The organism is Streptococcus sp. HMSC062H02 (assembly GCF_001813005.1).
Classification (GTDB): Bacteria; Bacillota; Bacilli; order Lactobacillales; family Streptococcaceae; genus Streptococcus; species Streptococcus oralis_S.
Genome location: NZ_KV811116.1, coordinates 30444 through 45608, shown reverse-complemented (window position 1 = coordinate 45608; position 15165 = coordinate 30444). Strand labels below are relative to the sequence as shown.

At 42.1% G+C, this 15165-nt stretch carries 19 protein-coding genes; 17 read left to right on the top strand and 2 right to left on the bottom strand.

Translation table 11 applies throughout. The annotated features are described in order from the left end of the window. The 9 genes from HMPREF2885_RS04345 to dnaJ form a co-directional block, all read left to right on the top strand. The coding region (locus HMPREF2885_RS04345) for an LPXTG cell wall anchor domain-containing protein (protein ID WP_148131132.1) at window positions 1-215 on the top strand (215 nt) is incomplete at its 5' end. A gap of 157 nt (window positions 216-372) precedes the next feature. Then, a complete protein-coding gene (locus tag HMPREF2885_RS04340; protein WP_000423978.1) occupies window positions 373-693 on the top strand; it encodes a PadR family transcriptional regulator in 321 nt (106 codons plus the stop codon). Then, complete coding sequence (locus HMPREF2885_RS10305; RefSeq protein ID WP_000412846.1) at window positions 693-1268, top strand: DUF2812 domain-containing protein; 576 nt, start codon at window positions 693-695, stop codon at window positions 1266-1268. The genes HMPREF2885_RS04340 and HMPREF2885_RS10305 overlap by 1 nt, the downstream gene beginning before the upstream one ends. Before the next feature lie 34 nt (window positions 1269-1302). Beyond that, window positions 1303-1812 (top strand): DUF2812 domain-containing protein, encoded by a 510-nt coding sequence (locus HMPREF2885_RS04330; RefSeq protein WP_049550486.1) that lies wholly within the window; start codon window positions 1303-1305, stop codon window positions 1810-1812. A gap of 162 nt (window positions 1813-1974) precedes the next feature. Then, window positions 1975-3009 carry a heat-inducible transcriptional repressor HrcA gene (gene hrcA / locus HMPREF2885_RS04325; RefSeq protein WP_070567066.1) on the top strand — a complete coding sequence of 345 codons (1035 nt, stop codon included), beginning with the start codon at window positions 1975-1977 and terminating at the stop codon, window positions 3007-3009. A gap of 26 nt (window positions 3010-3035) precedes the next feature. Then, window positions 3036-3551 (top strand): nucleotide exchange factor GrpE, encoded by a 516-nt coding sequence (grpE, locus tag HMPREF2885_RS04320; RefSeq protein ID WP_000046057.1) that lies wholly within the window; start codon window positions 3036-3038, stop codon window positions 3549-3551. 471 nt (window positions 3552-4022) lie between these two features. After that, complete coding sequence (gene dnaK / locus HMPREF2885_RS04315; RefSeq protein ID WP_000034683.1) at window positions 4023-5846, top strand: molecular chaperone DnaK; 1824 nt, start codon at window positions 4023-4025, stop codon at window positions 5844-5846. 304 nt (window positions 5847-6150) lie between these two features. Beyond that, entirely contained in the window at window positions 6151-6783 is a 633-nt protein-coding gene (locus tag HMPREF2885_RS04310; RefSeq protein ID WP_070657228.1) for a DJ-1/PfpI family protein, read from the top strand. Between the two features lie 376 nt (window positions 6784-7159). Beyond that, the gene (dnaJ, locus tag HMPREF2885_RS04305) at window positions 7160-8296 is read left to right on the top strand and encodes a molecular chaperone DnaJ (protein WP_070657225.1); all 1137 of its coding nucleotides are present in this window, start codon (window positions 7160-7162) and stop codon (window positions 8294-8296) included. A gap of 441 nt (window positions 8297-8737) precedes the next feature. Here the strand turns inward: dnaJ and HMPREF2885_RS04300 are convergent, their stop codons facing one another. After that, window positions 8738-9025 carry a hypothetical protein gene (locus tag HMPREF2885_RS04300; RefSeq protein ID WP_070657221.1) on the bottom strand — a complete coding sequence of 96 codons (288 nt, stop codon included), beginning with the start codon at window positions 9023-9025 and terminating at the stop codon, window positions 8738-8740. A gap of 9 nt (window positions 9026-9034) precedes the next feature. Next, window positions 9035-9445: an HIT family protein gene (locus HMPREF2885_RS04295; RefSeq protein WP_049485019.1), complete on the bottom strand. Its 411-nt coding sequence runs from the start codon at window positions 9443-9445 to the stop codon at window positions 9035-9037. A gap of 67 nt (window positions 9446-9512) precedes the next feature. Between HMPREF2885_RS04295 and HMPREF2885_RS04290 the strand changes: the two genes are divergently transcribed. The 8 genes from HMPREF2885_RS04290 to HMPREF2885_RS04255 all read left to right on the top strand — a co-directional run bounded on the left by HMPREF2885_RS04290 (window position 9513) and on the right by HMPREF2885_RS04255 (window position 15156). After that, a complete protein-coding gene (locus tag HMPREF2885_RS04290; RefSeq protein ID WP_070657219.1) occupies window positions 9513-10244 on the top strand; it encodes an ABC transporter ATP-binding protein in 732 nt (243 codons plus the stop codon). Then, window positions 10241-11290 (top strand): ABC transporter permease, encoded by a 1050-nt coding sequence (locus HMPREF2885_RS04285; RefSeq protein WP_070657216.1) that lies wholly within the window; start codon window positions 10241-10243, stop codon window positions 11288-11290. The genes HMPREF2885_RS04290 and HMPREF2885_RS04285 overlap by 4 nt, the downstream gene beginning before the upstream one ends. Before the next feature lie 47 nt (window positions 11291-11337). Next, window positions 11338-12132 carry a cell cycle regulator CcrZ gene (gene ccrZ, locus HMPREF2885_RS04280; RefSeq protein ID WP_000363019.1) on the top strand — a complete coding sequence of 265 codons (795 nt, stop codon included), beginning with the start codon at window positions 11338-11340 and terminating at the stop codon, window positions 12130-12132. Beyond that, window positions 12129-12764 carry a tRNA (guanosine(46)-N7)-methyltransferase TrmB gene (gene trmB / locus HMPREF2885_RS04275; RefSeq protein ID WP_070657213.1) on the top strand — a complete coding sequence of 212 codons (636 nt, stop codon included), beginning with the start codon at window positions 12129-12131 and terminating at the stop codon, window positions 12762-12764. Before ccrZ ends, trmB begins: the two co-directional genes overlap by 4 nt. 126 nt (window positions 12765-12890) lie before the next feature. Beyond that, window positions 12891-13370, top strand: coding sequence for a ribosome maturation factor RimP (gene rimP, locus HMPREF2885_RS04270; RefSeq protein ID WP_000338695.1), 480 nt, complete (start codon window positions 12891-12893; stop codon window positions 13368-13370). Between the two features lie 42 nt (window positions 13371-13412). Further along, window positions 13413-14549, top strand: coding sequence for a transcription termination factor NusA (gene nusA / locus HMPREF2885_RS04265; RefSeq protein WP_000032277.1), 1137 nt, complete (start codon window positions 13413-13415; stop codon window positions 14547-14549). 21 nt (window positions 14550-14570) lie between these two features. Beyond that, complete coding sequence (gene rnpM / locus HMPREF2885_RS04260) at window positions 14571-14864, top strand: RNase P modulator RnpM (RefSeq protein ID WP_000857568.1); 294 nt, start codon at window positions 14571-14573, stop codon at window positions 14862-14864. Continuing rightward, on the top strand, window positions 14857-15156 hold the full coding sequence (locus HMPREF2885_RS04255; protein WP_001041403.1) for a YlxQ-related RNA-binding protein: 300 nt from the start codon (window positions 14857-14859) through the stop codon (window positions 15154-15156). The genes rnpM and HMPREF2885_RS04255 overlap by 8 nt, the downstream gene beginning before the upstream one ends. The last annotated feature ends 9 nt before the right edge of the window (window positions 15157-15165 follow it).

The window sequence follows — 15165 nt, the reverse complement described above, 5'->3', positions numbered from 1 at the left end:
AAACCATCAATGGAGCAGACGCACACTTCGTAGGCACCTGGGAATTCACTCCGGCCCCAATTAAAGATTCTGGAAATAATAGTCAACCAGAAGAAGGAAGTAGTCAAAATCAGAACTTGTTACCAAACACGGGTTCAGCAGTATCTGGTCTTCTTTCAATCATCGGTCTTGCCTTTGCAAGCCTAGCAGCTTTTATCCTTCGCAAGAAAGATTAAGCCACTCTTAGGAAATAACAAAATGACTTCTTAATTCCTGAGCCTAAGAAGAGAGAACGAGAAATCGTTCTCTCTTTTTCTTGCATTTTATATCGAGCTGTGATATAGTTTATATAACGAGATGCGATATATCGAACTGAATAGGAGGTGTGAATAAATGGAATTAACAGATAAAATCAGGCGTGTTTACCTTCCCATGACTGAAACAGGTTTTTATATCTTGTTTTGTTTACAGAAGGAGAACCATGGATATGGTATCACACAAAAGGTCAAGGAGATGACAGATTCGCAAGTTTCGATTAGTCCTGGAACTATGTATGGGACCTTGTCAAAGATGGAAAAGGATGGCTTGATTTCCTTTATCCGGGAAGAGGAAAAACGTAAAATCTATCAGATCACAGACTTGGGACGAAAAGTCTTAGATATTGAATTGAAACGTATTGAACGGCTCTATAGAAATAGTCGGGAGGAAGTATGATGGAAAAGAAGGTTGTATATCGGATATCTACAATTGCAGATTATGATAAAGAGGCTTTATACCTTGGGGAAATGCATGCTAAGGGCTGGAAACTTAAGGAAGTAAGCTACTCTAACTTAGTAGTTGCGGTTAAGTATACTTTTGAAAAGTGCCAACCGGAGCAGGTGTCTTATCAGTTGGACTTTTATCCCATGAAAAAATCAGAGAGAGCCTCCTATTTACAACTATTTAAAGACTATGGCTGGGAGCATATTACAGACTTTAATGGTTTTTCCTACTTTAGAAAAGTACATTTTGAAATTGAATCGGATGCCGAGTTTGAAATTTATAATGACGCGGCCGGGAAGTTAGCTGTGGTCAAACGGATTTTAATAATGCGTATGCTTCCTATTTTGCTTCTGTTTTTAGCTCTACTACCGGTTTTCTCAAAGTTTGTCAGTGGAGCTAGTTCTTTCAGTTGGGAATTGTTTTTGATTTTCATAATAGATTGTGTTTTATTGATTATTTTTGCGATTCAGATTTCTTATATTTTTGGGAGATTGTTTCAAAAGTGGAAAGAATTATCTGATAAATGAAACAATGCCTGTTTTCTAATTTGGAGGTAAGACAATGAATAGCAAAGTACAATTTAGGATTTTCACCATTGTTGATTTGGACAAGGAAGAAGAATATTTACATGAGATGCACTTGAAAGGTCGGAGATATAGAACTAACCGTTTTGGTTTTTTCTATTTTGAACAATGCCAACCAGATGATGTCATCTATCATATCTATGATTCTAGATTTCTTAAAAAGTATAAGCATGAACTGCAAGATTTTAGAAATAGCGGTTGGGAATTGATAGAAACAGGTTTTTATTCAATTCTTCGTAAACCAACTTCTGATATACTTTCAGAGGAGAAAGTCTATATGCGTAATGCTCTTAGATGGGAAGCTATGCGGTCTAGACTTCGTTCCTGTATAGCCGCTTTCTCAGGTGGTCTTGTTGTTTGCATGAGTTTGTATCGAGAGAACTTGTCTCAGTCTTTCTTTATTATTTTCGTTTTATACACTTGCTTAATTTCTTATCTAATCTATGGTTTTTTCAGACTTAAAAGGAAATACCAGGTAGATGAGTAGCAAGGTTCTAGGTCTTCAGACTGATTTTTAGCACTCTTGGTAAAAGAGTGCTAATTTTTGAGTTTTTATCTTGACATTCTCTTCTAAGGGTGTATAATAGAATCATGAGTTAGCACTTGGGTACATAGAGTGCTAATCAATCGGACAGAGAGGAGTGATGAGATGGTTACAGAGCGTCAGCAGGATATTTTAAATCTGATTATTGACATCTTTACCAAAACGCACGAACCTGTCGGATCCAAGGCGCTACAAGAGTCTATCAATTCTAGTAGTGCTACCATTCGTAATGACATGGCAGCTCTAGAGAAGCAGGGTTTGCTTGAGAAGGCTCATACCTCAAGCGGTCGGATGCCAAGTGTCGCGGGATTTCAGTACTATGTGAAACACTCGCTTGCTTTTGACAGACTGGCTGAAAATGAGGTATACGAGATTGTCAAAGCCTTTGATCAGGAGTTCTTCAAACTGGAGGATATTCTGCAAGAGGCTGCTAATCTATTGACAGACCTGAGCGGCTGTACGGTAGTAGCACTGGATGTTGAGCCGAGCAGACAGCGCCTGACGGCCTTCGATATTGTCGTTCTAGGACAACATACTGCTCTTGCAGTTTTCACCCTAGACGAGTCTCGAACGGTTACCAGTCAGTTTTTGATTCCAAGGAACTTCTTGCAGGAAGATTTAAATCGCCTCAAGACCTTGATTCAAGAACGTTTCCTCGGTCACACCGTTCTAGATATTCACTACAAAATTCGGACGGAGATTCCGCAGATTATCCAACGTTACTTTACAACAACGGACAATGTCATGGATCTCTTTGAACACATTTTTAAAGAAATGTTCAACGAAAACATTGTGGTGTCGGGTAAGGTCAATCTCTTGAATTTTGCCAATCTAGCAGCCTATCAGTTCTTTGACCAACCGCAAAAAGTGGCTCTGGAGATTCGTGAAGGTCTGCATGAAGATCAAATGCAAAATGTCCGTGTTGCAGACAGTCAGGAATCCTGTCTAGCAGATTTGGCGGTGATTAGCAGTAAGTTCCTCATTCCTTATCGAGGTTTTGGAATTCTAGCGATTATCGGTCCAGTCAATCTAGATTATCAGCAATTGGTCAACCAAGTCAATGTGGTCAATCGTGTTTTGACGATGAAGTTGACAGATTTTTATCGCTACCTCAGCAGTAATCATTACGAAGTAAATTAATTTTGAAATCATTAAAGGAGGCGAAAATGGCCCAAGATAAAAAAAACGAAGAAATGAAAGAAGAGGAAGTTGTGGAAACAACTGAAGAAACAACTCCTGAGAAGTCTGAGTTGGACTTGGCAAATGAACGCGCGGATGAGTTCGAAAACAAATACCTTCGTGCTCATGCAGAAATGCAAAATATTCAACGCCGTGCCAATGAAGAACGTCAAAACTTGCAACGTTATCGTAGCCAGGACTTGGCAAAAGCGATCCTCCCTTCTTTGGATAACCTAGAACGTGCCCTTGCAGTTGAAGGTTTGACAGACGATGTCAAAAAAGGATTGGAGATGGTGCAAGAAAGCTTGATTCACGCGTTGAAAGAAGAAGGAATCGAAGAAATCGCAGCTGACGGCGAATTTGACCATAACTACCATATGGCCATCCAAACTCTCCCAGCAGACGATGAACACCCAGCAGACACTATCGCCCAAGTCTTCCAAAAAGGCTACAAGCTCCATGACCGCATCCTACGCCCAGCCATGGTGGTGGTTTATAACTAAGATACAAAGCCCGTAAAAAGCTCACAGTAAAAATAGGAGATTGACGAAGTGTTCGATGAACACAAGAAAATCTATCTTTTTTACCCAGAGCTTAGGGCGTGTTCGATTAGGCAATTCTGACGGTAGCTAAAGCAACTCGTCAGAAAACGGCAATCGCTATGGCGTTTGCCTAGCCTCCTTACTAACTCGTTGTCGAAATAGTATCGATTTCGACTCCTCATGTCGTAACATACTAGGAATCTTGTCCGAAACGACACTAAACTATGAAAGAAAGATAAGAAATTGTTCAGCATTGCAATAGTGAGCAAAGCGAACCAAAGACGATACTCTTCGCCGTGGCGTTATTTGCGCAAACTTTGAGACCGTAGGCTCAAAGTTTAGTCAGAGAGATTGACGAGTCAAGCTCTGACGGCGCCGCCACCTAAGAAGAGTATCAAAAAGAAAGAATATAAAATTTAAGGAGAAAAACACATGTCTAAAATTATCGGTATTGACTTAGGTACAACAAACTCAGCAGTTGCAGTTCTTGAAGGAACTGAAAGCAAAATCATCGCAAACCCAGAAGGAAACCGTACAACTCCATCTGTAGTATCATTCAAAAATGGCGAAATCATCGTTGGTGATGCCGCAAAACGTCAAGCAGTTACAAACCCAGATACAGTTATCTCTATCAAATCTAAGATGGGAACTTCTGAAAAAGTTTCTGCTAATGGAAAAGAATATACTCCACAAGAAATCTCAGCTATGATTCTTCAATACTTGAAAGGTTACGCTGAAGAATACCTTGGTGAAAAAGTAACCAAAGCAGTTATCACAGTCCCAGCTTACTTCAACGATGCTCAACGTCAAGCAACAAAAGACGCTGGTAAAATCGCTGGTCTTGAAGTAGAACGTATCGTTAACGAGCCAACTGCAGCAGCACTCGCTTACGGTTTGGACAAGACTGACAAAGAAGAAAAAATCTTGGTATTCGACCTTGGTGGTGGTACATTCGACGTATCTATCCTTGAATTGGGTGACGGTGTCTTCGACGTATTGTCAACTGCAGGGGACAACAAACTTGGTGGTGACGACTTTGACCAAAAAATCATCGACCACTTGGTAGCAGAATTCAAGAAAGAAAACGGTATTGACTTGTCTACTGACAAGATGGCAATGCAACGTTTGAAAGATGCGGCTGAAAAAGCTAAGAAAGACCTTTCTGGTGTAACTTCAACACAAATCAGCTTGCCATTCATCACTGCAGGTGAGGCTGGACCTCTTCACTTGGAAATGACTTTGACTCGTGCGAAATTTGACGATTTGACTCGTGACCTTGTAGAACGTACAAAAGTTCCAGTTCGTCAAGCCCTTTCAGATGCAGGTTTGAGCTTGTCAGAAATCGACGAAGTTATCCTTGTTGGTGGTTCAACTCGTATCCCAGCCGTTGTAGAAGCTGTGAAGGCTGAAACTGGTAAAGAACCAAACAAATCAGTAAACCCTGATGAAGTGGTTGCTATGGGTGCTGCCATCCAAGGTGGTGTCATCACTGGTGATGTTAAAGACGTTGTCCTTCTTGATGTGACACCATTGTCACTTGGTATCGAAACAATGGGTGGCGTCTTCACAAAACTTATCGATCGCAACACTACTATCCCAACATCTAAATCACAAGTCTTCTCAACTGCAGCAGACAACCAACCAGCCGTTGATATCCACGTTCTTCAAGGTGAACGCCCAATGGCAGCTGATAACAAGACTCTTGGACGCTTCCAATTGACTGATATCCCAGCTGCACCTCGTGGAATTCCTCAAATCGAAGTAACATTTGATATCGACAAGAACGGTATCGTGTCTGTTAAGGCTAAAGATCTTGGAACTCAAAAAGAACAAACTATTGTGATCCAATCTAACTCAGGTTTGACAGACGAAGAAATCGACCGCATGATGAAAGATGCTGAAGCTAACGCTGAAGCAGATAAGAAACGTAAAGAAGAAGTAGACCTTCGTAACGAAGTAGACCAAGCTATCTTTGCGACTGAAAAGACAATCAAGGAAACTGAAGGCAAAGGCTTCGACGCAGAACGTGATGCTGCCCAAGCTGCCCTTGATGACCTTAAAAAAGCTCAAGAAGACAATAACTTGGACGAAATGAAAGCGAAACTTGAAGCATTGAACGAAAAAGCTCAAGGACTTGCTGTTAAACTCTACGAACAAGCCGCAGCAGCTCAACAAGCTCAAGCAGGAGCAGAAGGCGCACAAGCAACAGGAAATGCAGGCGATGACGTCGTAGACGGAGAGTTTACTGAAAAATAAGATGTTGAGGCGTTAAGAAAACGAAAGAAAAATAGGAAGCCATCGCCTTGTGCGGTGCACAAAAGATGGCTTATCTTTTTTCCGAAGTTTTTAGCCGAGACTCAGTTAAGCCTAACTCGTTAAGAATGACTAATCACTAAAGTGATTGTCATTCTACAGCAATCGCTATGGCGACTTGCCTAAACGCCTTACTAGTTCAAAAACAAAGTATAATCGACTTTATTTTCGAACGTCGTAATGATAAGAAGAAATCCAGAGGTTGCAACCCAGCCTCTGTTTTTCGGTAAAATAGTGGGTGTAGCTTATGAAAAAAGTACTTTGTGTCATTTATCCTAATTTTTCTCTTTATGAGATAACCGCTTTAACGAGTACTTTAGCTCTGTCTTTTGATATCACGATTGATTATGTCGCTTCTGAGAATTCGATGGTGGTCTCTGAGGATGGTTTGCCCTGTCAACCGACGAAAACATTGAATCAGATCCGTATAGAAGATTATTCTTGTGTGATTTTGCCAGGAATGGTAAATATAGGTCCCGCTCTACAAGATGAGAAATTGATCTCGTTTTTGAGAAGCCTTAATGAGCAAGATATCCTAATTGCAGCCATTTCTTCAGCGCCCCTTTTATTGGCGAAAGCAGGCTTGTTGAACGACACGAAATTTACAGGTGGAATTTGGCAAAACTTCTTTGACTATTTTGAATTTCTTCCACGTGAGAATTTCCAACCGAAAGTTCTTGTCCAAGATAAACAAATCATTACGGCTATCGGTTTTGCACATCAAGAGTTTGCAAGAAAAGTGATTTTCGGTTTAGGGTTGGCAGAGAATACGGACAACTATTTTAAAGAACAGAACGAGTATGCTGAAGAGGATTTGATATTTACTTTATCAGATGAAGAGTTTAATCAAGTAAAGCAGAGTATAGAAAACAGCCTCTAAAGATTTACATGAAAATTATAGAAAGGAACAAGGGTGTTCGTAACTGAACACGGGTTCCCAAATTTCTTACTCAATATAACAGAAAGGAATTGAACCCGACCTAAATCGAGGTTTGATTCAAAATATCAATAGAAAGGAACAAAGGTGTTCAGGGAATTGAACACGGGTTCCCAAAATTCTGATTCAATATAAAAGAAAGGAACTGAACCCGACCTAAATCGTGGTCTCGTTCCGCAATATTAACAGAAAGGAATAAGGGTGTTCGTAATTGAACTCGAGCGGAAAGCTTGGAAATTAGATAAACCTCCTAAGAAATCAGGATTTCTTGTCGGTTTCCTAAATTTCAGTCGCTTTCTGTTCGCTCTTAGTATCTTGTATGAACAATACTGAATTTTATGATCGTCTGGGGGTGTCCAAAAACGCTTCGGCAGACGAAATCAAAAAGGCTTATCGTAAGCTTTCCAAAAAATATCACCCAGATATCAACAAGGAGCCTGGCGCTGAGGAAAAATACAAGGAAGTTCAAGAAGCCTATGAGACTTTGAGTGACGACCAAAAACGTGCGGCCTACGACCAATATGGTGCTGCAGGTGCCAACGGTGGCTTCGGTGGTGCCGGTGGTTTTGGCGGTTTTGACGGAGCGGGTAGCTTCGGTGGTTTTGAAGATATCTTCTCAAGTTTTTTCGGGGGAGGCGGAGCTTCGCGCAATCCAAACGCTCCTCGTCAAGGGGATGACCTCCAGTACCGTGTGAACTTGACCTTTGAAGAAGCTATCTTTGGAACAGAAAAGGAAGTTAAGTACAACCGTGAAGCCAGCTGTCGTACATGTAACGGATCTGGTGCTAAGCCAGGGACAAGTCCAGTCACTTGTGGACGCTGTCATGGCGCTGGTGTTATTAACGTCGACACGCAGACTCCGCTTGGTATGATGCGCCGTCAAGTAACTTGTGATGTCTGTCATGGTCGCGGAAAAGAAATCAAAGATCCATGTACAACTTGTCACGGAACAGGTCATGAAAAACAAGCTCATAGCGTACATGTAAAAATCCCTGCTGGTGTGGAAACTGGTCAACAAATTCGCCTAGCTGGTCAAGGTGAAGCAGGCTTTAACGGTGGACCTTATGGTGACTTGTATGTGGTGGTTTCAGTAGAAGCTAGTGATAAGTTTGAACGTGAAGGAACAACTATTTTCTACAAGTTAAATCTTAATATTGTCCAAGCTACTCTTGGAGATACTGTAGAAATTCCAACTGTTCATGGAGATGTTGAATTGGTTATCCCAGAAGGAACTCAGACTGGCAAGAAATTCCGTCTACGTGGCAAGGGAGCACCGAGCCTTCGTGGCGGTGCTGTTGGTGACCAATACGTTACTGTCAATGTCGTGACTCCGACAGGTTTGAACGACCGCCAAAAAGCTGCGCTTAAAGAATTCGCAGCTGCAGGTGACTTGAAAGTCAATCCAAAGAAAAAAGGCTTCTTTGACCATATAAAAGATGCCTTTGAAGGAGAATAAAGTAAAAAGAGCCGATTGGCTCTTTTTAAAGCGTAAACAAGCTATATCTTATCAACTATACACCACAATTGAGACAACTCATTCACCATTTCATAACTAATACTCTTCGAAAATCTCTTCAAACCGCGTCAACGTCGCCTTGCCGTATATATGTGACTGACTTCGTCAGTCTTATCTACAACCTCAAAACAGTGTTTTGAGCAACCTGCGACTAGTTCCCTAGTTTGCTTTTTGATTTTCATTGAGTATAAATCAAATACTTTCCCAGACTTTTCGCCGTAATGAAAACACCTGAAACCGGTTGATTTTAGGTGTTCGGAAACTTTGAAACCTAGGCTCAAAGTTTAGGTATGGAACTTTGAAGAAGGTCGCTACCGTCCGTCATTACTTAAGGAAAGTCTTAAAAAATTTATAAACTAAAAAGAGCCGTCGGGCTCTTTTTTACTTATCATCAAGCTTCTGTGTTTCTTTTATCACAGCTAGTCTGGTTTGGAAATCTTTTTCCAAGACTTTGAACTTGTAGGTCAAATCTTTTTGGTATTCCTTGATAAGGGCTTTTTGTTGGTCGATGATTTGTAGGCTGTTTTGGATGATATCCAAATCATCCTTGATAGCTTGGACGCGGTCAGTTGTATCTAGCACTTCATCCTGAATGGCTTGGCGATTTTTCACAACAAAATAACTTCCGGCTGCAGCTCCTGCAAATAGCAATAGATTGGATAGTTTCATGGCATCTCCTTAAGCGTTTTTAATGGTTTCAGCGACTTGGGCAAGTTTGTCAAAGTCAGGTTCGTGGGCGATAAAGTCAATCTTGAGGTCATCTTCTGCACCGTAGCGAGGTACGAGATGCACGTGAGTATGAAAGACTGTTTGACCAGCAACTTCCTCACAGTTGGCGATGATGTTCATACCAGCAGCTTTGGTAGCTTTCATAACTTTTTGAGCTACCAGTGGCACTTGGGCAAAGAGTTGGCTGGCACTTGGGGCATCCATCTCCAAAAGATTGCGATAGTGCTCTTTGGGCACAATGAGGGTGTGTCCAGGCGTTACTTGAGAGATATCAAGAAAGGCAAGAACCTGCTCATCCTCGTATACTTTTGAAGCAGGAATCTCCCCTGCGATGATCTTACAAAAAATGCAATCTGACATAAAATCCACCTCTACTGTATTGAATTTTGATATAATATAGCTACATTATACCAGATTCGGAGAAAATATGTTAGAAATTAAAAACCTGACAGGAGGCTATGTTCACGTTCCTGTCTTGAAAGATGTGTCCTTTACAGTTGAAAGTGGGCAGTTGGTCGGTTTGATTGGTCTCAATGGTGCTGGGAAATCAACGACAATCAATGAGATTATTGGTCTCTTGACACCTTACAGTGGGGAAATCAAGGTTAATGGTTTGACCCTGCGAGAAGATGCAACCAACTATCGCAAGCAGATTGGCTATATCCCTGAGACCCCTAGCTTGTATGAAGAACTGACCCTCAGAGAGCATATCGAGACGGTTGCCATGGCCTATGGTATTGAGCAAAAAGTGGCTTTTGAGCGAGTAGAATCTTTGTTAAAAATGTTCCGTCTGGACCAAAAATTGGACTGGTTCCCAGTGCATTTTTCCAAAGGGATGAAGCAGAAGGTCATGATTATCTGTGCTTTTGTGGTAGATCCGAGTCTTTTCATCGTTGATGAGCCTTTTCTTGGGCTCGATCCGCTGGCGATTGCCGACTTGATTCAGCTTTTGGAAGTAGAAAAGCAAAAAGGCAAGTCCATTCTCATGAGTACCCACGTGCTGGATTCAGCGGAGAAGATGTGTGATGCCTTTGTCATCCTCCACAAGGGGGAGGTGCGAGCTCAGGGGAACCTCCAGCAACTCCGCGAAGCCTTTGACATGCCTGAAGCGAGTTTGAATGATATTTACTTGGCTCTGACCAAAGAGGAGGAACTATGAAAGACTTGTTTTTAAAGCGAAAGCAGGCTTTTCGTAAGGAGTGTGTCGGTTATCTGCGTTATGTTCTCAATGATCACTTTGTCTTGTTCCTGCTAGTTCTTATCGGTTTTCTAGCTTACCAGTACAGCCAACTCCTGCAACATTTTCCTGAAAATCATTGGCCTATCCTCTTGTTTTTAGGGATTGTATCTGCCTTGCTTTTAGCTTGGGGAGGAATCGCAACCTACATGGAAGGGCCTGACAAGCTCTTTCTCTTAGTCAGTGAAGAGGAGGTTAAGTCCCACCTCAAAGGGCAGACAGTGCGCTCACTGGTCTTTTGGCTCTTGGTCCAAACCCTTTTCTTGCTTTTATTTGCGCCCTTATTTTTAGCCATGGGTTATGGCTTGCCAGTTTTTCTCATCTATGTGCTTTTATTGGGAGCTGGGAAATATCTCCTCTTTCGTCAAAAAGCCAGTAAATTTTTTACTGAGAACGGAATTGACTGGGACTATGTGATCGCCCAAGAAAGCAAGCGCAAGCAAGCTTTGCTTCGTTTCTTTGCTCTCTTTACTCAGGTTAAGGGCGTTTCAAATAGTGTCAAACGTCGCGCTTATCTGGATTTCATCCTTAAAGCAGTTCAGAAGGTGCCGAGCAAGATTTGGCAAAATCTCTATCTTCGTTCTTACTTGCGAAATGGAGACCTCTTTGCCCTCAGTTTGCGTCTTTTGCTCCTATCCTTGTTAGCTTTGCTCTTTATCGAGCAATCTTGGATTGCGACAGCAGTGGTGGTTCTATTTAACTACCTCTTGCTCTTTCAGTTACTGGCCCTCTATCATGCCTTTGACTACCAGTACTTGACTCAGCTCTTTCCACTAGAAAAAGGGGAGAAGGAAAAGGGATTGAAACAGATTGTAGTCGGTGTGGGAAGTGCAGTTCTTTTGTTAGAATTGCTGTTCGGAGCAGTGGTTTTTCAAGAAAAAATAGCCTTGTTGGCTCTTATAGGGGCTGGTCTCTTCCTACAATTGTTTTATTTGCCTTACCAACTAAAAAGATTGGTTGACGAATAGACCAAAAACTAGTAGAATAGTAAGGAAACTTTATACGGAGGAAAGAAATGGACTTGGGTGATAATGAGCTAACGCTGACCCCTATCCCTGGGAAGAGTGGCAAAGCTTATATGGGAAGCTACCCTGATGGGAAGCGCGTCTTTGTAAAAATGAACACCTCTCCAATCCTACCTGGCCTAGCCAGAGAACAAATCGCTCCTCAATTACTTTGGACTCGTCGTTTGCCAGATGGCCGTGATATGTGCGCTCAGGAATGGCTGACGGGCAAAATCTTGACCCCTTACGATATGAATCGCAAGCAGATCATCAATATCTTGAACCGCCTTCACCGCTCGCGTCCCTTGATGAAGCAGTTGAGCCGTTTGGGATATACCATGGAAACACCAGTTGATTTGCTACGTTCTTGGCAACAAGGGGTTCCAGAAATCTTGAAGCAGAATCACTATTTGAACAGTGTGATTGCTGAGCTAGGTAAGACGGTTCCAGGTTTTAGGGAAGACCATGCAACGATTGTGCATGGGGATCTTCGTCATAGTAATTGGATTGAGACAGAGAGTGGACTCGTTTATCTAGTGGATTGGGATTCGGTTCGTCTGACGGATCGTATGTTTGATGTGGCGCATTTGCTATGCCACTACATTCCGGATCATCAGTGGCGCCAATGGTTGAGAGACTACGGCTATAAGTACAATCAGACAGTGTTAGATAAATTGTATTGGTATGGTCAGTATTCTTATTTGAACCAGATTGCCAAATACTGTGAAAATCAAGATTTAGACAATGTAAACCGGGAGATTTATGCCTTGCGCGTCTTCCGTGATAAGTATGGAAAGAAGAGATGAGAGTTAGAAATCGTAAAGGGGCGACAGAATTACTAGAGGCTAATCCCCAGTATGTGGTCCTTAATCCCTTGGAAGCTAAAGGGAAATGGCGAGACTTGTTTGGAAATGATCATCCTATTCATGTAGAGGTTGGAAGTGGGAAAGGGGCCTTCGTATCAGGAATGGCCAAGCAAAATCCTGACATCAACTACATCGGGATTGATATCCAAAAGTCGGTATTGAGTTATGCCTTGGACAAGGTGCTTGAAGTTGGAGTGCCCAACATCAAGTTGCTGTGGGTAGATGGTTCAGATCTGACCGACTACTTTGAAGACGGTGAGATTGATCGTCTCTACCTAAACTTTTCAGATCCCTGGCCTAAAAAACGCCATGAAAAACGTCGTTTGACTTACAAGAGTTTCTTGGATACCTTCAATCGCATCTTGCCTGAGAATGGGGAAATCCATTTTAAGACAGATAACCGTGGCTTGTTTGAGTACAGTCTAGTGAGCTTTTCTCAGTATGGGATGAGACTCAATGGTGTTTGGTTGGACTTGCATGCCAGTGATTTTGAAGGCAATGTCATGACAGAATATGAGCAAAAATTCTCCAACAAGGGTCAAGTGATCTACCGAGTTGAAGCAGAATTTTAAGAAATAGCTTGAAAACCAGCTGGTTGAGTGCTAATGCTTTACATAAATTGACAAACGTGCTATACTGATAGTAAGAATATGAGAAAGAGAGGCGGGGAAATATCTTCGCCTCTTGCTTATGAGGAGGTGGACGCAATCGCAACAATCGTAGAATTAGTCAGAGAAGTTGTAGAACCTGTCATCCAAGCGCCTTTCGAGCTCGTGGATATCGAGTATGGAAAGATTGGCAGTGACATGATTCTCAGTATTTTTGTAGATAAACCCGAAGGAATTACCTTGAACGACACGGCAGACCTGACAGAAATCATCAGTCCTGTCCTAGACACTATCAAGCCAGATCCCTTCCCAGAACAATATTTCCTAGAAATCACCAGTCCAGGCTTGGAACGTCCTTTGAAAACCAAGGATGCTGTCGCTGGAGCAGTTGGGAAATACATCCATGTCGGGCTCTACCAAGCCATCGATAAACAAAAAGTCTTTGAAGGAACTTTGGTATCCTTTGAAGAGGATGAGTTGACCATGGAATATATGGACAAGACACGTAAGAAAACCGTCCAAATTCCATACAGTTTAGTATCAAAAGCACGTTTAGCAGTAAAACTATAGAAAAGAAAGGATAGCTTTTGAGGATTCAAAAGTAAAAAGAACATGAGTAAAGAAATGCTAGAGGCCTTCCGCATTTTGGAAGAAGACAAGGGAATCAAGAAAGAAGACATCATCGACGCAGTAGTAGAGTCGCTTCGTTCCGCTTATCGCAGACGCTATGGTCAATCTGACAGCGTAGCTATCGACTTCAATGAAAAGACAGGTGACTTTACTGTCTATACTGTTCGTGAAGTTGTTGATGAAGTATTTGATAGCCGTTTGGAAATCAGCTTGAAAGATGCTCTTGCCATTAATTCAGCCTATGAACTTGGTGACAAAATCAAGTTTGAAGAAGCACCTGCTGAGTTTGGTCGTGTAGCAGCCCAATCTGCTAAACAAACCATCATGGAAAAAATGCGCAAGCAAACACGTGCCATCACTTACAATACTTACAAGGAACATGAACAAGAAATCATGTCTGGTACGGTAGAACGCTTTGACAACCGCTTTATCTATGTCAACCTTGGTAGCATCGAAGCCCAATTGTCAAAACAAGACCAAATCCCTGGAGAAGTCTTTGCGTCCCACGACCGTATCGAAGTATATGTCTACAAGGTTGAAGATAACCCTCGTGGTGTCAACGTATTTGTTAGCCGTAGCCATCCAGAAATGATTAAACGCTTGATGGAGCAAGAAATTCCAGAAGTCTACGATGGAACTGTCGAAATCATGAGCGTGGCTCGTGAAGCAGGTGATCGTACAAAAGTTGCTGTTCGTAGCCACAATCCAAATGTGGATGCTATTGGTACAATCGTTGGACGTGGTGGAGCTAACATTAAGAAAATCACTAGCAAATTCCACCCAGCTCGTTACGATGCTAAGAGCGATCGCATGATTCCTGTTGAAGAAAACATCGACGTTATCGAGTGGGTAGCAGATCCAGCTGAGTTTATCTACAATGCCATCGCACCGGCAGAGGTTGACCAAGTTATCTTTGATGAAAACGACAGCAAACGTGCCTTGGTCGTTGTGCCTGATAACAAGCTTTCTCTTGCCATCGGTCGTCGCGGACAAAACGTTCGCTTGGCAGCTCATTTGACAGGTTACCGTATCGATATCAAGTCTGCCAGTGAGTTTGAAGCTATGGAAGAAGCAGGTCAAGTGGATTACGCAGCTGCGGACGAATTGATCGAAGAATAAAAGCTGCTAGAGGAGGGAAAGATGAAAACAAGAAAAATCCCTTTGCGCAAGTCTGTTGTATCCAACGAAGTGATTGATAAGCGTGATTTGCTCCGCATTGTCAAGAACAAAGAAGGGCAAGTCTTTATCGATCCGACAGGCAAGGCCAATGGCCGTGGCGCTTATATCAAGCTAGACAATACAGAAGCCCTAGAGGCAAAAAAGAAGAAAGTCTTTAACCGCAGCTTTAACATGGAAGTGGAAGAAAGCTTTTATGACGAGTTGATCGCTTATGTGGATCACAAAGTGAAAAGAAGAGAGTTAGGACTTGAATAAGCAAAAGATAAGCAATCTCTTGGGACTTGCTCAACGAGCAGGTCGAATCATATCGGGTGAGGAATTGGTGGTCAAGTCCATCCAAGACCAGAAAGCCAAGCTAGTCTTTCTAGCCCATGATGCTGGTCCTAATCTAACCAAGAAGATTCAAGATAAAAGTGACTATTATCAAGTAGAAGTTATAACCGTGTTTTCAACACTGGAATTAAGCATAGCAGTCGGAAAATCGAGAAAGGTTTTGGCTGTGACAGATGCTGGATTTACAAAGAAAATGAGGTCTCTTATGGAATAGAAGAGGAGG